Source organism: Pseudomonas sp. FG6, assembly GCF_057809015.1.
The window spans coordinates 48,822-66,594 of sequence record NZ_JBMDJD010000021.1; the positions used below are offsets into that span (position 1 = coordinate 48,822).

The 17,773-nt window shown below is 62.8% G+C and carries 18 protein-coding genes; 8 read left to right on the forward strand and 10 right to left on the reverse strand.

Annotated features, from left to right (window positions below):
• The first annotated feature begins 138 nt into the window (after positions 1 to 138).
• Genes ACODSJ_RS15410 through ACODSJ_RS15425 form a run of 4 tightly spaced genes read left to right on the forward strand, consistent with a single transcriptional unit; the run spans position 139 to position 4,075 of the window.
• Entirely contained in the window at positions 139 to 1,164 is a 1,026-nt protein-coding gene (locus ACODSJ_RS15410; RefSeq protein WP_489102544.1) for an ABC transporter substrate-binding protein, read from the forward strand.
• On the forward strand, positions 1,161 to 2,090 hold the full coding sequence (locus ACODSJ_RS15415; RefSeq protein WP_489102545.1) for an ABC transporter permease: 930 nt from the start codon (positions 1,161 to 1,163) through the stop codon (positions 2,088 to 2,090). The genes ACODSJ_RS15410 and ACODSJ_RS15415 overlap by 4 nt, the downstream gene beginning before the upstream one ends.
• A gap of 6 nt (positions 2,091 to 2,096) precedes the next feature.
• Complete coding sequence (locus tag ACODSJ_RS15420) at positions 2,097 to 2,906, forward strand: ABC transporter permease (RefSeq protein WP_489102546.1); 810 nt, start codon at positions 2,097 to 2,099, stop codon at positions 2,904 to 2,906.
• A 17-nt stretch (positions 2,907 to 2,923) separates the two neighbouring features.
• On the forward strand, positions 2,924 to 4,075 hold the full coding sequence (locus tag ACODSJ_RS15425) for an ABC transporter ATP-binding protein (RefSeq protein WP_489102547.1): 1,152 nt from the start codon (positions 2,924 to 2,926) through the stop codon (positions 4,073 to 4,075).
• A 297-nt stretch (positions 4,076 to 4,372) separates the two neighbouring features.
• Here ACODSJ_RS15425 and ACODSJ_RS15430 read toward each other — a convergent pair whose 3' ends face one another.
• The 4 genes from ACODSJ_RS15430 to ACODSJ_RS15445 all read right to left on the reverse strand — a co-directional run bounded on the left by ACODSJ_RS15430 (position 4,373) and on the right by ACODSJ_RS15445 (position 7,403).
• Positions 4,373 to 4,867: a GNAT family N-acetyltransferase gene (locus ACODSJ_RS15430; protein ID WP_489102548.1), complete on the reverse strand. Its 495-nt coding sequence runs from the start codon at positions 4,865 to 4,867 to the stop codon at positions 4,373 to 4,375.
• A gap of 58 nt (positions 4,868 to 4,925) precedes the next feature.
• Positions 4,926 to 6,047, reverse strand: a complete 1,122-nt coding sequence (gene zapE, locus ACODSJ_RS15435) for a cell division protein ZapE (RefSeq protein ID WP_489102549.1) — start codon at positions 6,045 to 6,047, stop codon at positions 4,926 to 4,928.
• 246 nt (positions 6,048 to 6,293) lie between these two features.
• Positions 6,294 to 6,635 (reverse strand): nuclear transport factor 2 family protein, encoded by a 342-nt coding sequence (locus ACODSJ_RS15440; RefSeq protein WP_420232527.1) that lies wholly within the window; start codon positions 6,633 to 6,635, stop codon positions 6,294 to 6,296.
• A gap of 51 nt (positions 6,636 to 6,686) precedes the next feature.
• Positions 6,687 to 7,403: a helix-turn-helix transcriptional regulator gene (locus ACODSJ_RS15445; protein WP_489102550.1), complete on the reverse strand. Its 717-nt coding sequence runs from the start codon at positions 7,401 to 7,403 to the stop codon at positions 6,687 to 6,689.
• A 373-nt stretch (positions 7,404 to 7,776) separates the two neighbouring features.
• On the opposite strand from ACODSJ_RS15445, the gene ACODSJ_RS15450 reads away from it, so the two are divergent.
• Entirely contained in the window at positions 7,777 to 8,247 is a 471-nt protein-coding gene (locus tag ACODSJ_RS15450) for an LEA/WHy family protein (RefSeq protein ID WP_489102551.1), read from the forward strand.
• Between the two features lies 1 nt (position 8,248).
• Here ACODSJ_RS15450 and ACODSJ_RS15455 read toward each other — a convergent pair whose 3' ends face one another.
• Entirely contained in the window at positions 8,249 to 9,172 is a 924-nt protein-coding gene (locus ACODSJ_RS15455; protein WP_489102552.1) for a carbon-nitrogen hydrolase family protein, read from the reverse strand.
• Between the two features lie 84 nt (positions 9,173 to 9,256).
• On the opposite strand from ACODSJ_RS15455, the gene ACODSJ_RS15460 reads away from it, so the two are divergent.
• Positions 9,257 to 10,165: a LysR substrate-binding domain-containing protein gene (locus ACODSJ_RS15460; protein WP_489102553.1), complete on the forward strand. Its 909-nt coding sequence runs from the start codon at positions 9,257 to 9,259 to the stop codon at positions 10,163 to 10,165.
• A gap of 3 nt (positions 10,166 to 10,168) precedes the next feature.
• Here the strand turns inward: ACODSJ_RS15460 and ACODSJ_RS15465 are convergent, their stop codons facing one another.
• Positions 10,169 to 10,423, reverse strand: a complete 255-nt coding sequence (locus tag ACODSJ_RS15465) for a hypothetical protein (RefSeq protein WP_421136756.1) — start codon at positions 10,421 to 10,423, stop codon at positions 10,169 to 10,171.
• Between the two features lie 146 nt (positions 10,424 to 10,569).
• Between ACODSJ_RS15465 and ACODSJ_RS15470 the strand changes: the two genes are divergently transcribed.
• Entirely contained in the window at positions 10,570 to 10,887 is a 318-nt protein-coding gene (locus ACODSJ_RS15470; protein WP_489102554.1) for an ElaB/YgaM/YqjD family protein, read from the forward strand.
• 191 nt (positions 10,888 to 11,078) lie between these two features.
• Here the strand turns inward: ACODSJ_RS15470 and ACODSJ_RS15475 are convergent, their stop codons facing one another.
• From ACODSJ_RS15475 to ACODSJ_RS15485, 3 genes are all read right to left on the reverse strand, one after another.
• On the reverse strand, positions 11,079 to 12,956 hold the full coding sequence (locus ACODSJ_RS15475) for a feruloyl-CoA synthase (RefSeq protein WP_489102555.1): 1,878 nt from the start codon (positions 12,954 to 12,956) through the stop codon (positions 11,079 to 11,081).
• A gap of 132 nt (positions 12,957 to 13,088) precedes the next feature.
• Positions 13,089 to 14,537, reverse strand: a complete 1,449-nt coding sequence (locus tag ACODSJ_RS15480) for an aldehyde dehydrogenase (protein ID WP_489102556.1) — start codon at positions 14,535 to 14,537, stop codon at positions 13,089 to 13,091.
• Positions 14,538 to 14,643: 106 nt separating this feature from the next.
• A complete protein-coding gene (locus ACODSJ_RS15485) occupies positions 14,644 to 15,474 on the reverse strand; it encodes a p-hydroxycinnamoyl CoA hydratase/lyase (protein ID WP_489102557.1) in 831 nt (276 codons plus the stop codon).
• Between the two features lie 213 nt (positions 15,475 to 15,687).
• Here ACODSJ_RS15485 and ACODSJ_RS15490 point away from each other — a divergent pair, with 213 nt between their 5' ends.
• Positions 15,688 to 16,173, forward strand: coding sequence for a MarR family winged helix-turn-helix transcriptional regulator (locus ACODSJ_RS15490; protein WP_489102558.1), 486 nt, complete (start codon positions 15,688 to 15,690; stop codon positions 16,171 to 16,173).
• Between the two features lie 208 nt (positions 16,174 to 16,381).
• Here ACODSJ_RS15490 and ACODSJ_RS15495 read toward each other — a convergent pair whose 3' ends face one another.
• Positions 16,382 to 17,689, reverse strand: a complete 1,308-nt coding sequence (locus ACODSJ_RS15495) for an OprD family porin (RefSeq protein WP_489102559.1) — start codon at positions 17,687 to 17,689, stop codon at positions 16,382 to 16,384.
• Between the last annotated feature and the right edge of the window lie 84 nt (positions 17,690 to 17,773).

The window sequence follows — 17,773 nt, forward strand, 5'->3', positions numbered from 1 at the left end:
CAGCCAAAGTGCATCCGGCAGGGAACGCGCACTTGATCCACCCATGGCACGGTCACCGCAAGACCCGATGGACCTGAAGCTCCCGATAAGCGGGCTCATAAAAACCCGCTCAATAAACACAACAATGAGGGCGTGAAAATGGTGTTGAAGAAAAGTGCAGCGGCAATCTTTTTTGCTGGCCTGTTGAGCGTTACCAGCCAGGCAACGATGGCGGCCGAAAGCGTCAACTTCGTCAGTTGGGGCGGCAGCACTCAGGATGCGCAGAAACAGGCCTGGGCCGATCCGTTCACCAAGGCCAGCGGCATCACCGTGGTCCAGGATGGACCGACCGACTACGGCAAGCTCAAGGCCATGGTCGAAAGCGGCAACGTGCAGTGGGACGTAGTCGACGTCGAGGCGGACTTCGCCCTGCGCGCCGCCGCCGAAGGCCTGCTCGAACCGCTGGATTTCTCGGTCGTGCAGCGCGACAAGATCGACCCGCGCTTCGTGTCCGATCATGGCGTCGGCTCGTTCTACTTCTCCTTTGTCCTGGGCTACAACGAAGGCAAGCTGGGTGCCGGCAAACCCCAGGACTGGACCGCCCTGTTCGACACCAAGACCTACCCTGGCAAACGCGCCCTGTACAAATGGCCAAGCCCCGGCGTGCTCGAACTGGCCTTGCTGGCCGATGGTGTGCCGCAAGACAAGCTTTACCCGCTGGACCTGGATCGCGCCTTCAAGAAACTCGACACCATCAAGAAAGACATCGTCTGGTGGGGCGGCGGCGCGCAGTCACAGCAATTGCTGGCGTCCGGTGAAGCCAGCCTCGGGCAGTTCTGGAACGGTCGCGTCTATGCCCTGCAACAAGATGGCGCACCGGTGGGCGTGAGCTGGAAGCAGAACCTGGTCATGGCCGACATCCTGGTCATTCCAAAGGGCTCGAAGAACAAGGCCGCCGCCATGAAGTTCCTGGCCAACGCCAGCAGCGCCAAAGGCCAGGCCGACTTCTCCAACCTGACCGCTTATGCGCCGGTCAACGTCGACAGCATCGCGCGCCTGGATTCGGTGCTCGCCCCTAACCTGCCAACCGCTTACGCCAAGGATCAGATCACGCTCGATTTCGCGTACTGGGCCAAGAACGGTCAGGACATCGCGACACGGTGGAACGAATGGCTGGTCAAATGAAAATGTCGGCAACGGCAACCCCACACACCGGGAGCGCCCCTGGCGCTGCCGGTGTGACAACCCGGGCCATCACGCCACAATCCCCGTCGCTGGCCCAGCGCTGGCGCGGGGCCGGCAACCTGCTTCCCGCCCTGCTGTTCCTGGGGCTGTTTTTCCTGGCACCGCTGATCGGCCTGCTGCTGCGTGGCGTGCTGGAACCGGTGCCTGGCCTGGGCAACTACCAACAGCTGTTCGCCAACTCGGCGTATGCGCGGGTGCTGTTCAACACCTTCTCGGTGGCCGGGCTGGTGACAGTGTTCAGCCTGTTGCTGGGCTTTCCCCTGGCCTGGGCGATCACGCTGGTGCCCCGTGGCTGGGGCCGCTGGATGCTGAACATCGTGCTGCTGTCGATGTGGACCAGCCTGCTGGCTCGCACCTATTCCTGGCTGGTGCTGTTGCAGGCGTCCGGGGTGGTCAACAAGACACTGATGGCCCTGGGCATCATCGATCAGCCGCTGGAGATGGTGCACAACCTCACCGGTGTGGTGATTGGCATGAGCTACATCATGATCCCGTTCATCGTGCTGCCGTTGCAGGCCACCATGCAGGCCATCGACCCGATGATCCTGCAGGCCGGCTCCATCTGCGGCGCCAGCCCTTGGACCAACTTCTTCCGGGTGTTCCTGCCGCTCTGTCGGCCGGGGCTGTTCTCCGGCGGTTTGATGGTGTTCGTGATGTCCCTGGGTTACTACGTGACTCCGGCGTTGCTGGGCGGTGCGCAGAACATGATGCTGCCTGAATTCATCATCCAGCAGGTGCAGTCGTTCCTCAACTGGGGCCTAGCCAGCGCCGGCGCCGCCTTGTTGGTGGTGATCACCCTGGTGTTGTTCTACTTCTACCTGAAGCTCCAGCCGGAATCCCCGGTGGGTGCCAGCAATGCGAGGTAAGCCGTCATGCTCCTGACCCCCAATGCCATGAGCCGGCGCATGCGGTTCGGCCTGTACTTCACCACCGGCTTGATCGCGCTGTTCCTGCTGTTGCCCATCGTGTTCATCGTGCTGTTGTCGTTCGGCTCGTCCCAATGGTTGGTGTTCCCACCGCCAGGCTGGACGTTCAAGTGGTACGGCCAGTTCTTTTCCAACCCGGACTGGATGAGCGCCGCCCTGGCCAGCCTCAAGGTCGCGCTGCTGACCACCGTCTGCGCCGTGGCCCTGGGCCTGCCCACCGCTTTTGCCCTGGTGCGCGGGCGCTTCCCGGGCCGGGAAATGCTCTATGGCCTGTTCACCCTGCCGATGATCGTGCCGCTGGTGATCATTGCGGTGGCGGTGTACGCGCTGTTCCTGAAACTGGGCTACACCGGGACGATGTTCGCCTTCGTGGTCAGCCACGTGATCGTCGCGCTGCCGTTCACCATCATCTCGATCATCAACTCGCTCAAGCTGTTCGATCAGTCGATTGAAGACGCCGCCGTGATCTGCGGGGCCTCGCGCCTGCAAGCCGTGTTCAAGGTGACGTTCCCGGCGATTCGCCCGGGCATGGTGGCCGGCGCGCTCTTCGCGTTCCTCGTCTCGTGGGACGAGGTGGTGCTGAGCGTGATGATGGCCAGTCCCACCCTGCAAACCTTGCCCGTAAAGATGTGGACCACCCTGCGCCAGGACCTGACGCCTGTGATCGCCGTCGCTTCGACGCTGCTGATCGGCCTCTCGGTATTGGTGATGGTGATCGCCGCCGCCCTGCGCCGGCGCAATGAAATCAGCGCTTGAGCGCCTAGGAGAATCCGATGAGTGCCGTCAAAGACCCCGCACACCAGAACAACAAGGCCCTGGTCAGCCTGCGCAACCTGAACAAGCACTACGGCGACTTCGCCGCCGTGGACAACATCAACCTGGAGATCCAGGACGGCGAATTCCTGACCTTCCTGGGCTCCAGCGGCTCAGGCAAGAGCACCACGTTGTCGATGCTGGCCGGGTTCGAGACCCCGAGCAGCGGCGAGATCCTGGTGGAGGGTAAATCCCTGGTCAACGTACCGCCGCACAAGCGCGACATCGGCATGGTGTTCCAGCGTTACTCGTTGTTCCCGCACCTGTCGGTGCGCGACAACATCGCGTTCCCGTTGGCGATCCGCAAACTGGCCCCGGCCGAACGCGATCGCCGGGTCGACGCCATGCTCAAGCTGGTACAACTGGAACAATTCGCCCATCGCCGCCCTTCGCAACTGTCGGGTGGCCAGCAACAACGCGTGGCGATTGCCCGAGCGCTGGTCTACGAACCACGCATCCTGTTAATGGACGAACCCCTCGGCGCCCTGGACAAAAAACTCCGCGAGGACCTGCAAGATGAACTGCGCCAGTTGCACCGGCGCCTGGGCATCACCATCGTCTACGTGACCCACGACCAGGAAGAAGCCATGCGCCTGTCCCAGCGCATCGCCATCTTCAGCCACGGCAAGATCGTCGGCCTGGGCAGCGGCTATGACCTCTACCAAAACCCGCCGAATGCTTTCGTCGCGTCCTTCCTGGGCAACTCCAACTTCCTCAAGCTCAAGGCCCAAGGCAACGCGGTGGCCACGTTCGAAGGCCAGTCGCTGTCGATCCGCCTGACCGCCGGCCTGCAAACCGGCCAGGACGTACTGCTGATGGTGCGCCCGGAAAAAGCCCTGGCCCTGAGTGTTGAACAAGCCGCCCAGGAAACGCTCGCGGCCGGTTGGAATGAAGTCTCGGCCAAGGTGGTCGAGGTGCTGTTCCTCGGTGAAAGCCAGACCTGCAGCGTCGTGACCTCCGGTGGCACTGCCATGACCGTCAAGGCGCTATCCGCCGCCGGCATGCCCCTCAAGGCCGGCGACCCGGTGCGCGTGCGCTGGGCCACTGCCGATGCATGCGTCTACACCCAATGGGCCGAAAGCGACTTGAACAAGGCCGCCGGCGCCCATTGACAGCTTGGCCCACTGCCGTGGGCCGCTTCCCGGATGTCACCCTTGGCTATGTACGAAATCGCTTGAAACTTGGTTATGCGGCGTTAAAAAACGGCTCGGAATGCTCATTGACAACTAGTCAACTCCGCTTCCTCGCCGTTTTTTGCCTTGCCTAACCTACGTTTCAAACAATTTCGTACACACCCTCAGGTCGCCGCAACGTCGGGTTGCGGCGGCCTTTTTTATGCGCCCTCGCCACGGGGTTACGGTGTTTGGGCGCGCGTTATCGCGAGCAAGGGATCGACCCGAATCGAGCCATCAAAGCGGCTTCGTCCAAAACAACATGCGCCCGTGAGCCGGATCGAACATCCCCGCCGAAAAACCAAACTTGGCATAGCTGGCCTGGGCCACCGCGTTACCCTCAAGCACTTCCAGCGTGATCTTGCAGCAACCGCGCTGACGGGCGATGTCCTCGACCTTCTGCAGCATCTTCTGGCTCAACCCCAACCCGCGAAAAGCCTCCATCACCATCACGTCATGGACATTGACCAGTGGCCGGCAGGCAAACGTCGAAAACCCTTCGAAGCAGTTGACCAGTCCCGCCGGTTCGCCATTGACGAATGCCAGCACGCTGAACGCATGAGGACGCTTGGCCAGTTCGCCAGGCAGGTGTAACAGCACTTCGGCCGGCAACGGATGGCCGCTCCCCATCGGGTCCTGCGCATAGCCGTTGAGCACATGGCAGATCGCTTCGGCGTGGACCGGGTTGGTGTAGCTGGCTTGCAGTACGAGAATGCCCTTGGTTTCTTCCATGATGATGACTCTCTCACTTCGACGGTACCGGCGGCCCTGGGCCTTCGGCGGATACAGGTCAGGCGGGCTGACCAAAACGTTGCAATTGCATTTCCTGGAGGCGACTGAGCGTACGGCGAAACGGGAATTGCAGATAGCCCTCGGTGTACAACTCATCCATCGGCACCGGCGCCGACAGGTACAGCGGCACCTTGCGGTCATAGCATTCGTCGACCAGGGCGATGAAACGTCGCACGCCGTCGTCGTTGACCGACAGTTGCGGCAACTCGCGATCACCGGCCTCGACCCGTTCGACGCCGTCCTCGGTGCCACGGGCGATGCGTCCTTCGCGCTGTTCGGCGCCCAGGCACGGCACGTCACTGAGCAGGATGACGCTAAAGCGGTCGCACAGCGCCATGAAGTCCACGGCCGAGAACGGTTGCTCGCACAAGTCCCGATAGCGACTCCACAGCACCGTATCGCTGGCCTGGAGCGGTACGAGCAGGCGATGGCCAACCTCGACGGGCTCGCGGCCCAGCGCCTGTCCGGCGGTCAATTGAGTGAAGATATTTTCCAACGGGTCGGCTTGCCCGGGTTCGCGCAGCCAATACCGTTGCTGCAACTGGCCTGGATGCTGGCGATGATCCTGCCAGCCATTCACCGGCACCACCTGCATGTGCTGCTCGATCGCGCTGATGGTCGGCAGGAAGCGTTCGCGGTTGTGGCCATTGGCGTAGAGTTCTTGCGGCGGCAGGTTGGAGGTGCTCACCATCACCATGCCCAGTTCGAACATCGCCTGGAACAAGCGCCCGAGGATGATGGCATCGCCGATGTCGCTGACAAACAGCTCATCGAAACACAGCACCCGCACTTCTGCGCTCAACTCACGGGCCAGGGCCTGCAACGGGTCCGGCGTGCCGGTGAGCTGGAACGAGCGTTGATGGACCCACGCCATGAAATGGTGGAAGTGCTGGCGCCGGGCCGGGACCTTGAGGCTTTCGTAGAAGCGGTCCATCAACCAGGTCTTGCCGCGACCCACCGGCCCCCAGAGGTAGACCCCCTTGATGGACTTCTGACCCTCGTGCAACGCCTTGTGGCATTGCTCCAGCGCCATGATGGCTAATTCCTGGGCCTCGTCCTGGACGAAGCCGTTGCACTCGATGGCGTGCTGCCAGGCGCTCAAGGGGGAATCGAAAGTCATACGGCCCAGGTCCGGAAAACGAAGGTGGGGAGTATGCCATGACAGCGAGGGTCGATGAGCTACAACTCTACGCCCTGTGCTCAATACACTCCCCACTGACTCCGCACCAAGCCCGGTGGCGAGGGAGCTTGCTCCCGCTGGGCTGCGCAGTGGCCCCAAGAATTTGTGTCAACCAAAAAACCTGGGCCTTCTTCGCAGGCCAGCGGGAGCAAGCTCCCTCGCCACAGCGTTCCGGCGTGTGACTCTTCAGATGGAGATATCCAACCGACTGATCTTCCCCTGCTCATCGAGCCGGAAGGTATAGCGCAGCTCCAGCGGGCTGCCGGGGAAGGTCCCCGAGATCAGGTTGTGCACCAGAACCTTGCCGGTCCGTTGTTGCACATTGAGCACTTCCACCCGTGGCTGGAAGCGCCGGGCGGTGTCTTCCATCCATTGGGCGATGGCCTGGGTGCCCACGCGGTGCTGGCCTTCGTCGAACACGTTGGCGTCCTCGGCGAAGAAACGCGTCACCGCCGAGCTGTCACGGGCGTTGGCCGCCGCGATGTAGCCGGCAATGGCCGGGGCCAGGGAAGAGACGGGATTGGACATGGCATGGCTCCTTGTTTTATCGATCTGGCACCATGCTAGAACAGCGTTGTGTCAGTTTTTGTCAGGAGTGAAACGCCCGGTTTCGTCCAGCTTCATCAGCGCGAACCAGTCCCGCAGCAAGTCGCTGCGCCGCCCCGGATAACGCTCGCCCTGCTCGGTGGCAGCGGCAATCCGGTCGGTGCGAAAAGTCCGATAGGCCCCGCGCAGCTCGCACCAGGCCACCACCACCCGTGCCTCATTGAAAAAACCCAGCGCCAGCGGCCAGATCAGGCGCTGGCTCGGGATCTTGTTCACGTCGGCGTAGTCGATGTGCAATTTGGCCTGGGCGCGAATGGCCTGGCGGTACACGTTCAGTTCGACGATGTTCTGCGGATAGCCGCAACCCGGCGGGCCGGGCAGTACCGTGGGGTTGCGCAAGGCGTCGCGCACGTCCGGCGCCAGCACGGCGGCGACCTTCGCCAGCGCATCGGCGGCGGCCTTGCCCAGCACCTCGTCGCCACGCTGATCGACGTAGCGCAAGCCCAGCACAATGGCCTCGATTTCATCGGCGGTGAACATCAGCGGCGGCAGGAACAAGCCGCTGCGCAGTACATAACCGATGCCCGCCTCGCCCTGGATCGGCGCGCCCAGGGCCGTGAGTTCGGCGATGTCGCGGTACAAGGTGCGCTCGGAGACTTTCAGTTCACCCGCCAAAGTCGCAGCGGTGACCGGGCAACGCTTGCCCCGCAGGACTTGCAGCAACGTGAGCAGCCGGGTGGTACGCGACACGATGAATGGCTCGCAAGGAAAAAGTTGACGCAGATTAGCAGAGGCTGGTGTCAGAAATTGTCAGGAGCTTCTCAGTCCTGAAAATCCTCGTGGCCAGGACCTGGCAGGATGTTTTTGTGGCAACGCTTTTGTGGCGAGGGAGCTTGCTCCCGCTGGGCTGCGCAGCAGCCCCAAAAGGTTGAATGCGAGCAACCTGATCCCCCTGGTGGTTGGTTCAGGGCCGCTACGCAGCCCAGCGGGAGCAAGCTCCCTCGCCACAAAGGCTCAAACACCTTAAGTGAACAGCATTACCTCACCACAGGGATTGTGGTTGCTTTAGAGCGCATTGGGTTATCGTGCTCTTCCGAGCTTTTCATTTTTCGAGAGCCTACCCATGCGCAGAATCCTCGGCCTTTCCCTTGTCCTGATGTTGCTCGGCCTGAGCGCCTGCGCCCTCTTCCCGCACCGCGATCCCTTGAACATCAACGTGGTCGGCATCGAGCCGTTGCCCAACCAGGACCTGGAGATGCGCTTCGCGGTGAAACTGCGGGTGCAAAACCCCAACGAAACCGCCATCGACTACAACGGCGTGGCGCTTGACCTGGAGGTGAACGACCGGACGCTGGCCACGGGCGTCAGTGACCAGGCGGGTTCCATCCCGCGATTCTCCGAAACGATCGTGAGCGTCCCGGTAAGCATTTCTGCGTTTTCCGTGCTGCGCCAGACCCTGGGCCTGAGCCAGACCCAAAGCCTGGATAACCTGCCCTACGTGCTCAAGGGCAAGCTCGCCGGAGGGGCGTTCGGCACGATGCGCTTCGTCGACCGTGGCACGCTCGACCTGCCGGGCGCCAGCGAGCCGTGGTGAATCAGCCGATGAAGCGCACACCAGGCTTGGCGCGCTCGTCCACCACCAGTTCGAAGACATCCGGCCGGGCGTAGTGCCCGACCACGTCATAGTCATAACGTGCCCGCACCAGTTCATCGGTGTCGATTTGCGCGACCAGCAGCCCGGCAGTGTCTTTCAACGGGCCGGCCAGCACGTCGCCCATGGGCCCGACGATCACACTGCCGCCAGCGATCAACGGACGCTCGGCCGGCCAGTGCGCCACCTCGATGCCCAGCGCCTGCGGGGAAGCCTGGACCTGGCAGGCACTGACCACGAAACAACGGCCTTCGTGGGCGATATGGCGCATGGTCACCTGCCACATGTCCCGCTCATCGACGGTCGGCGCGCACCAGACGTCCACGCCCTTGGCGTACATCGCCGTGCGCAGCAGCGGCATCATGTTCTCCCAGCACACCGCCGCGCCGACCCGACCGACCTGGCTGTCGATCACCGGCAGCGTCGAACCATCGCCCTTGCCCCAGATCAGCCGCTCGGTGCCGGTGGGCATCAGTTTGCGATGCCGCGCCACCAGCCCCGCATCGGGCTCGAAGTACAGCGCGGTGCAATACAACGTGCTACCCACCCGCTCGATGACGCCCAGCACCAAGCTCGCCCCTGTCCGCGCCGAAAGCCCCGCCAGCGCTTCGGTTTCCACCCCTGGCACGTCGATGGCATTGGCGAAATAGCGGGCAAACGCCTCGCGACCCTCCGGCAGCCGGTAACCCAGTTGCGTGCCGAAGCCTTCGCCCTTGGGATAGCCACCCAGCAGCGCCTCGGGCATCACCACCAGACGCGCGCCGGCCTCGCGGATGGCGTCTTCGTAGGAAAGAATCTGCGCCAGGGTTTCGCCTTTGCCGCCGGGCAAGGAACCGATCTGCAGGGCAGCAACGATGGATTTGGGCATGTTTTCGACTCCGTGATCATCAGGTGTTGCTGATTCTCATGCCGCGGCTGATCATGAATAAAGACCGAAACGCTGCTAAATGATATGAGCCAAATGAATATCACCGATGTCGACCTCAACCTGCTCAAGGCCTTCGAAGCCTTGCACGAGGAATCCAGCGCCAGCCGTGCCGCTCTGCGCCTGGGCGTGACTCAGTCGGCCATCAGCGCAGCCCTGCGCAGGCTTCGCGATCTGTACAACGATCAACTGTTCGTGCGCACCGGTCGCGGCCTGGCGCCCACCTTGCGAGCCAACCAGCTGAAACCGGTCATCAGCGATGCCTTGAATAAATGCCGCCAGAGCCTGTCGATGGTCGATCCGCTCGCCAGCCACTATGAGGGGCGCTCGGTCATCGTCGGGCTGTCCGACGATTTCGAGATCGCCCATGGCCGCTCGCTGATCGAGGACGTGGCGCGACGCGCGCCAGGGCTACGGTTGATCTTTCGCCAGACCCATAGCCAGATCGTCGGCCGCGCCCTGATGGAGCGCAGCCTCGACCTGGCGATCACGGCGGGCGGTTTCAGCCAGCGCTTGCTCAGCCGGCAGGTGTTGGGCGAAGGCGACTATGCCTGCCTCGTCGACCCTGCCAGCCTCTCGCCGGGTCAATCTGCGTGGGATCTGGAGGCGTTCGTGGCACGGGAGCATCTGCTGGTGTCTTCGCAAGGTTTTGTCGGCATCACCGACGAAGGCTTGGCCGGGCTCGGCCTGAGCCGCAGGGTCTGCGCTTCGACCACCCATTTTGCCGCGCTGCCGTTCCTGCTCAAGGGCAGCCAGGCCGTGGCGACCATCCCGGGGCACGCCGCCCGGGCCATTGCGGCCCTCGGTGGCCTGGCGCTGCTGCCCTGCCCCCTGGACTTGCCACGCTACCCCATCGAGCTGGGCTGGCGAACCCACACCCAGCGGGATCCGGCAGTGGACAAGGTTCGCGAGGCGATTGTCGCAGTTTTCACGTGAGGCTTACTTGTTGGCCGCCATCAGCCGGTTGACTTCGCTTCGCACCATGTTCGCGTATTCTGGCGGCGACATGCCGTCCAGTTCGGAGCGCACCCACTCGGCCCACTTGCCCTTGCGCTTGGAGCGCTCGCCGAACAGTCGGGCGGCCTCGCCCTTGGCCTTGCCCAGGTTGTTTTGCCACAGTTCAAAGAGTCGGGATTTCTCGTCTTCCAGCGCGGCGCGCTCGGCCAGGGGCTTGTCAGCCAGATTGAAACTCATGGGAAATACCTGTTGCGTAAATAGGCGCCATCTTACACCGTGGGACCAGGATTTCATGAATGGATCGTGCTGCGCTCGTACACGGCAACTTTCAAGCCGGCGCAACACTCCATAGTTCAAGGCCATCTTCAACAAGGAGTCATTCAATGGCACATAAAAGTACCGTGCAATCGAACGGGGAACAGATCAAGGACCAGGCCTTCAGCGAACTGCGGGCGTTGATCGAGGAATCGGAAAAATTGCTCAAGAGCAGCGCTTCGCTGGTCGGCGAAGACGCTGACGACCTGCGCGGCCAGGTCTCGCACAAACTGCAACAGGCCCTGGATGCGCTCGCCAGCGCCCGGGAACGTACCCGTCCGATGGTCGATGCGACCGAAAACTACATCGGCGGCCATCCGTGGCAAACCGTAGCGATCAGCGCCGGTCTGGGGTTGGTGGTGGGCTTGCTGCTCGGTCGCCGTTAAGCCGCAGAACCACAAAACCCTGTCAGAGCAAGGCTTTGTGGGAGCAAGTTTTGTGGGAGCAAGGCTTGCCCGCGATGAACGATAACGCGGTCCAACTGTCGGACCGCGGCGCGGCTATCGCGAGCAAGCTTTGCTCCCACAGGACACAGAACACAGAACACAGAACACAGAACACAGGACACAGAGAGAGCCTAGCTAACAGCACCGGCCCGCAAGATCGACGGATCCTCCCCCCGATACAGCGCCTCGACCTTTTCCGCTCGCCACTGCAGCACCGCCCGTTGGTTGATCGAACCCTTGTCGGTGATTTCACCACGGTCGATGGAGGCCGGTTCATCGAGCAAGGCAATCCACTCCACGCGACTGGCGTTGCCGCTGGCATCACGGTTGAGCCGTTGCAGCCAGTCGCTGAACCACTGACGCACCGCCGCACTGGCAAGCACCTCGGCATCATCGGCCTCCGGCCCCAGGCCTGACAGTCGCCGACATTCGGCCAGGCGCGGAAACACCAATGCCCCCAGGCACTCGCGATCCGGCGCGGTCACCACCAGGTCCATGACATAAGGCGTGCCCGCCAGCACCGCTCGGTTGCGCAGCGGTCCGACGCTGACGAACACCCCGGAGGACAACTTGAAGTCTTCGGCGATCCGTCCATCGAACATCAACCCCCACTGCGGATTGGCGGGATCGGCCAGCTTGATCGCATCACCCGAACAGTAGAAACCCTCCTCATCGAACACCTCGGCGGTCTGCTGCGGCGAGCGCCAGTAGCCCGGCATGATGTGCGGCCCGCGAAAGCGTCCTTCGAACTTGCCGTCCACCGGCACCAGGCGCACTTCGCAACCGGGTGCCGGCAGGCCGATGTAGCCGGCCATGGACAGCGGACCGGTGGTGAAGGTGCAGGACGGCGACGCCTCGGTCATGCCCAGCCCGGCCATCATGCGGATACGCTCGCCGCAATGCTGCTCGGCGACTTTGTCGAGCCGGTCCCAGGTGCTTTGGGACAAGCCCGCCGCCGCGAAGAAAAACAGGCTGACACGCTCAAAGAAACGTTCGCGCAACGCGCCATCCTGCTCCAGGGCACTGACCAGCTCCTCCCAGCCCTTGGGTACGGTCAGGTAGGCCGTAGGGGAGATTTCCTTGAGGTTGCGCAAGGTTTCGGCAAAGCCCTGGGCCGTCGGCTTGCCGTCGTCGAGGTAAAACGTGCCACCGTTGTACAACACGATCCCGACGTTGTGGCTGCCACCGAACGTATGGTTCCACGGCAACCAGTCCACCAGCACCGGCGGCGCCTCGCCGAACACCGGGAAGGTCTGCAACAGCATCTGCTGGTTGGCGCACAGCATGCGTTGGGTGGTGACCACGGCCTTGGGCAGCCGGGTCGAGCCGGAGGTGAACAGAAACTTGGCGATGCTGTCCGGGCCGGTGGCCGCAAAGGCCCGCTCGGCCTCGGCGGTTCCGGGTTGTGTCAGCAGGCTGGCAAAGCTTGCCCGAGATCGGCCCGCCACCTCGCCGCGCACTGTGATCAAGGGCACATCCGCCGGCAACACGGCGTGGATGGCCCGCTCGAACGGTGCGGCGTCGCTGACAAACACCAGCCCGGGCTGCAACAGGTCACAGACGTGCCGCAGCTTGGCGAAATCCTGGGACAGCAACGAATAGGCCGGCGACACCGGGCAATAAGGGATGCCCGCGTACATCGCGCCGAGGGCCATTTGCAGGTGCTCGATGTCGTTGCCGGACAGCAGCGCCAAGGGCTTTTCAGCGGATAAACCGTAGGCCAGCAAGCCTTGCGCAATGGCGCGGACACTGTCGAGCATTTCGGCGTAGCTGACTCGGCGCCAATCACCGCCCGACTCGCGGGCGGCGATAAAGGTCTGCTGCGGGCGCACCTGGGCCCAGTGTACCAAGCGGTCCAACAGGCGCGCCGGCATGGGCGCCAACGGTTCCAGGGAACGCATGTGCAGGATGCCACGCTCTTCCCTGACTTCAACGGCTGGATGGCCGATCGACACATGGCGATAACGCCCGGAACCGGGCCGGGAGGACGATTTGAACTCGGAACTCACGTAGATTTCCTCCACCAGGGCACGCTCGGTTCGCGTAAAGCGAGCAGAGCCTGCAGCCTTGTAATTGTTATGTCTGGCCTTGGGCGGACGACGGTCGCAAGACCCGATCGCCCGCCCTGCAAGCAACGGATTTCAGATCGGGTAATGCCGGGGACCGTTGTGCATCGTCACCCAACGCAACTGGGTGAAATGCTCGATGGACGCCTTGGCGCCAAAACTGCCGTAGCCACTGGACTTGACCCCGCCGAAGGGCATCTGCGCCTCGTCGTGCACGGTCGGCCCGTTGATGTGGCAGATGCCCGACTCGACCCGTTGGGCCAACGCCAGCGCACGGCTGGTGTCGCGACTGAAAATGGCCGCCGACAAACCGAACTCCGAATCATTGGCCAGGTGCAGCAGCGCCTCGTCACCTTCAGCGCGCAGCACCACCGCCACCGGGCCGAAGGACTCTTCGTGATACAGGCGCATGTCCGGGGTCACACCGTCGAGCAAGGTCGGTTGCAAGATACTGCCGTCCAACTGCCCGCCTGCCACCAGCGTCGCGCCTTTGTCCAGGGCATCGTCGATCAGCGCCTTGATGCGCTGACCGGCGCTGGCGTCCACCAGCGAGCCCAACACCGAATCCTCGGCAGCCGGATCACCGGCGCGCAAGGTCGAAATCTTCGCGGCCAGCCGTGCGACAAAGGCGTCGGCGACGCGGGCATCGACGACCAGGCGCTCGGTGGACATGCAGATCTGGCCCTGGTTGAAATAGGCTCCGAAAGCCGCCGCTTGCACCGCGGCGTCCAGGTCGGCATCGTCCAGCACCAACAGCGGTGCCTTGCCCCCCAGCTCCAGCACGGCCGGCTTGAGATGACGCGCCGCGAGCTGGCCGACGATGCGCCCGACATGGGTCGATCCGGTGAAATTGACGCGGCGCACTGCCGGGTTGGCGATCAACCGCTCGACAATGGCCGGCGCATCGGCGGGCGCGTTGCAGATCACGTTGATGACGCCCTCGCCCAGCCCGGCGTCCTGCAACACCTGGCCGATCAGGCGATGCACCGCCGGGCTGATTTCCGAAGCCTTGAGCACCACCGTGTTGCCGCACGCCAGGGGCATGGCGACGGCGCGGGTGGCGAGAATCACCGGGGCGTTCCACGGCGCGATGCCCAGCACCACGCCACACGGCTGCCGCAGGGCCATGGCAAAACTGCCCGGCAGGTCCGAGGGAATGATTTCGCCATTGATCTGAGTGGTCATGCACGCGGCTTCGCGAAGCATGTTCGCGGCCAGGTGCACGTTGAAACCGTACCAGTTGGCCATGGCGCCGGTCTCGCCGGCGGCGGCGATGAATTCGCCGCTGCGGGCCTGCAACTGCTCGGCTGCACGCAACAGACGCGTGCGGCGTTCGTTGGGCGCCAGCGCCGCCCAGGCGGGAAACGCTGCCTGGGCGGCGGCCACGGCGGCATCGGCGTCTTCCAGCGTGGCGGCGGCCACGCGTGAGACCACCTCCCCGGTCACCGGGTTGCAGCGCTCGAAGGTCCGGCCGTCACGGGCCGGGCACGACTGGCCGCCAATCAACAGGGGCACGTCCAGCATGGTGATTCCTCTTTATTGTCTTTATAGGGAACACGTTCACAGTAGCGCCGAGGGCCTTGTACGAACAGCCTGCGGACGCACCATGGGCGCCCGCCGCGCCATTGTCTCAGCGCTTGTAGGTCTGCAAGCCGGGCTTGATGCTCTTGTCGTCCAGAAATTGCTTCATGCCCTGCTCGCGACCGCCCTCGGTGTCGAGCAGGCGCGACTGGTCAAGCTTGGCGTACAGGTAATCCTCGTTCTGCTCCCAGGTCAGTTCGCGGCAACGTTTGAAGCCATGCTTGGCCGCCCGCAGCACCACCGGGTTTTTCTCCAGCAGATTGCGCGCCAGCTCCACGGTGACTTCGCGCAGTTGGGCCAGGGGCACGCTTTCATTGACCAGGCCCATCTCGGCCGCTTTCTGCCCGCCGAAGGTCTTGCCGGTCATGATGTAGTACAGCGATTGGCGATGGCCCACCGTGTCGGCCATGGCCTTGCTGACCAGGTTGCCCGGTGGGATGCCCCAGTTGATTTCCGAAAGGCCGAAGGTGGCTTCATCGGCGCAGATCGCCAGGTCACACGCCACCAAGGGGCTGAAGCCACCGCCGAAGCACCAGCCATTGACCATCGCAATGGTCGGCTTGGCGTACATGCGCAGCAGCTTCCACTGCCATTGCGAAGCTTCTCGACGGATTTTTTCCTGAAGGATCTCGGGGCCGGCGTCGACCTCGCGGAAATATTCCTTGAGGTCCATGCCCGCGGTCCAGGAATCACCGGCTCCGGTCAGCACCAGTACGCCGGCCGCCGGGTCTTGCTCAAGGGTCTCCAGCACATCGACCATCTCGCGGTTGAGCGTCGGGCTCATGGCGTTGCGTTTTTCCGGACGATTGAGGGTCACCCAAGCGATGCCTTCCTCGATCTCGACCTTGACGGTTTTCCAGCGACCTTCGTAATTGCTCATGGCGCGTGCTCTCTTGTTCTTGGCTGAAGATGATCAAAAACTAAACCGGAAATTTAGTTATGTCAATTAACTATTAACTGTCTTATCGGTCTTTTCGCTGGCGGCATGAAGATGAGGCAGATCAACGAAACTCCAATCGACCATAGCCATCGGCTCGCAACCTCGGCAAACTGGATAGCCTTGTTAATCACTCACCTGAGGATGTGTTCTTCGATGGCCAAGTCTTCCAAGCTTGCCGAACCTGCCGAGCCCCTGGCCGACGCCAGCGCCGCCCAGTCGCCGCTGGACTCCGCGCTGGACGACCTGATCGGATACGCCCTGCGTCGTGCCCAGTTGAAGCTGTTCCAGAACCTGATCGGCCGCCTCGCCGTCCACGACCTGCGCCCGGCGCAATTCTCGGCCCTGGCGATCATCGACCAGAACCCCGGCCTGATGCAGGCCGACTTGGCCAAGGCCCTGGCGATCGAACCGCCGCAAGTGGTGCCGTTGCTGAACAAACTGGAAAGCCGGGCCCTGGCCGTGCGGGTGCGGTGCAAGCCGGACAAGCGCTCCTACGGGATATTCCTGAGCAAGCCCGGCGAGACCTTGCTCAGGGAACTCAAGCAGATCGCGGTCGAAAGCGACCTGGACTCAACCGCGGCCTTGTCGACGGAGGAGCGCGGAGAATTATTGCGGTTGTTGAAGAAGGTTTATCAATAACCAACCTTGCGCATGTCCTTGAGAGCTTTATCTGTGGGAGCAAAGCTTGCTCGCGATAGGTGCGCCGCGGTCTAGCAACTGAACCGCGTTATCGTTCATCGCGGGCAAGCCTTGCTCCCACAGGTCTTGCTCCTACAGGTCTTGCTCCCACAAGCTTTGCTTCCAGAGGGTTTACTTCCTTAGTAGAAACAGGTCCTCTCTCCATGCGTTACCAGATCGGCACGCTGTACGTCACCAGGAACCGGGTCTGGTTCTCATCGCGAAACGCCGCTGTCCCGGGGAAGTCGTTGCGGTAGATCGACTTGCGCGCCAGTAGGCCGACGCTCTTCAGCGGGCCGTCCTGGATCACGTAACCCAGCTCCATCTGGAACTCGCGCTCCTTGCGATCCTCGGCGTTGAGGGCGGCCAGTTCAATATGGTCGCCGCGCACATAGCGCAGTCGAGTCCGCAGGCCGGGCATGCCGACCGCCGCGAAGTCATAGTCATGGATCGCCTGCCAGGTACGTTCCTTGGCGTTGAGAAAGTCCGAACTCATGGTCATTTCGCTCAAGCCCATCAACTCGGTGCCGGACACATACGGCGTGGCCGTGTCGCCGCTGGCATGCATGTAGCCCAGGCTCACCCGATGGCCGCCCAGGCGATACCCCACCAGCGCCGAGACGTTGCGGTTGTCCACCTTGCCGGCCTTGGCCGCACCGTCCTCGTCACTGAAAAAACTGCGCAAATCGGTGGTCAGCACGCCGTTGCCCAACGGTAAGTTATGCAGCAGTGCCAGGGTGTTCTGCTGGTACAGGTCCGCCACTTCGGCGTGGTAGGCCCGCAGGCTGAGGTCTTTGTTGACCTGATAGTCACCGCCCACATAAGCCATGTGGGATGTGGTCGCCGCGCCGTTGAAACGACGATTGGGCGAGGCAATGCTCATCGGCTGGTAGTCGGTGGAGTCGCGTCGGTTGATGCGATCGATATAGCCGGTGTTGAAGGTCAGTGCGTCGAGGTCCTTGGAGCTGAGCGTCGTACCGCGAAAGGTCTGCGGCAGCAATCGCGACGGGCTGGCGAAGGCAAACGGCAGGAAGATCGAGACATCGCCGGTCTTCACCGTGGTCTGGCCGAAGCGCAACTTGCCGGTCGGCGCCAGGCGCGAATACTCGTCCGCCGCGCGTTTGTCGCTGGCAGACACCGGCAGCAGTTCGGTGCCACTGCGATCCGGTGAGGAGTCGAGCTTGATCCCCACCAATCCCCGGACATCCAGGCCGAACCCGACGGTGCCCGGTGTGAATCCCGATTCGACATTCATGATCAGGCCTTGGGCCCATTCCCTTGCGGCCGTCTTGGCGCCGTCGTCCTTGTAGTCGCGATCCATGTAGTAATTGCGCAGGGTCAAGGTGCCGTGGCTGTCGTCGATGAATCCCTCTGCCCACGATGTGGCAGCCCCCAGGCTCAACCCGAGACAGGCCAGCAGGGGAACGAGCGATGAAACAGGGCGCACCGCGAGGGCGTCCCAAGCAAGGTTTGGCATGTTCGATGTCCACTTATTGTTGTTTTGATCGGCCCTGCCTCGATGAACGGGGCAGTGCGGACAAAGAATGGAAACGGCGGGGAG

Coding starts and splice junctions, on each gene's coding strand:
- ACODSJ_RS15450 (WP_489102551.1), top strand. CDS start 7,777: ATGCGCAGAATCCTCGGCCTTTCCCTTGTCCTGATGTTGCTCGGCCTG.
- ACODSJ_RS15410 (WP_489102544.1), top strand. CDS start 139: ATGGTGTTGAAGAAAAGTGCAGCGGCAATCTTTTTTGCTGGCCTGTTG.
- zapE (WP_489102549.1), bottom strand. CDS start 6,047: ATGACTTTCGATTCCCCCTTGAGCGCCTGGCAGCACGCCATCGAGTGC.
- ACODSJ_RS15425 (WP_489102547.1), top strand. CDS start 2,924: ATGAGTGCCGTCAAAGACCCCGCACACCAGAACAACAAGGCCCTGGTC.
- ACODSJ_RS15470 (WP_489102554.1), top strand. CDS start 10,570: ATGGCACATAAAAGTACCGTGCAATCGAACGGGGAACAGATCAAGGAC.
- ACODSJ_RS15465 (WP_421136756.1), bottom strand. CDS start 10,423: ATGAGTTTCAATCTGGCTGACAAGCCCCTGGCCGAGCGCGCCGCGCTG.
- ACODSJ_RS15415 (WP_489102545.1), top strand. CDS start 1,161: ATGAAAATGTCGGCAACGGCAACCCCACACACCGGGAGCGCCCCTGGC.
- ACODSJ_RS15440 (WP_420232527.1), bottom strand. CDS start 6,635: ATGTCCAATCCCGTCTCTTCCCTGGCCCCGGCCATTGCCGGCTACATC.
- ACODSJ_RS15460 (WP_489102553.1), top strand. CDS start 9,257: ATGAGCCAAATGAATATCACCGATGTCGACCTCAACCTGCTCAAGGCC.
- ACODSJ_RS15485 (WP_489102557.1), bottom strand. CDS start 15,474: ATGAGCAATTACGAAGGTCGCTGGAAAACCGTCAAGGTCGAGATCGAG.
- ACODSJ_RS15490 (WP_489102558.1), top strand. CDS start 15,688: ATGGCCAAGTCTTCCAAGCTTGCCGAACCTGCCGAGCCCCTGGCCGAC.
- ACODSJ_RS15420 (WP_489102546.1), top strand. CDS start 2,097: ATGCTCCTGACCCCCAATGCCATGAGCCGGCGCATGCGGTTCGGCCTG.
- ACODSJ_RS15480 (WP_489102556.1), bottom strand. CDS start 14,537: ATGCTGGACGTGCCCCTGTTGATTGGCGGCCAGTCGTGCCCGGCCCGT.
- ACODSJ_RS15455 (WP_489102552.1), bottom strand. CDS start 9,172: ATGCCCAAATCCATCGTTGCTGCCCTGCAGATCGGTTCCTTGCCCGGC.
- ACODSJ_RS15430 (WP_489102548.1), bottom strand. CDS start 4,867: ATGGAAGAAACCAAGGGCATTCTCGTACTGCAAGCCAGCTACACCAAC.
- ACODSJ_RS15495 (WP_489102559.1), bottom strand. CDS start 17,689: ATGCCAAACCTTGCTTGGGACGCCCTCGCGGTGCGCCCTGTTTCATCG.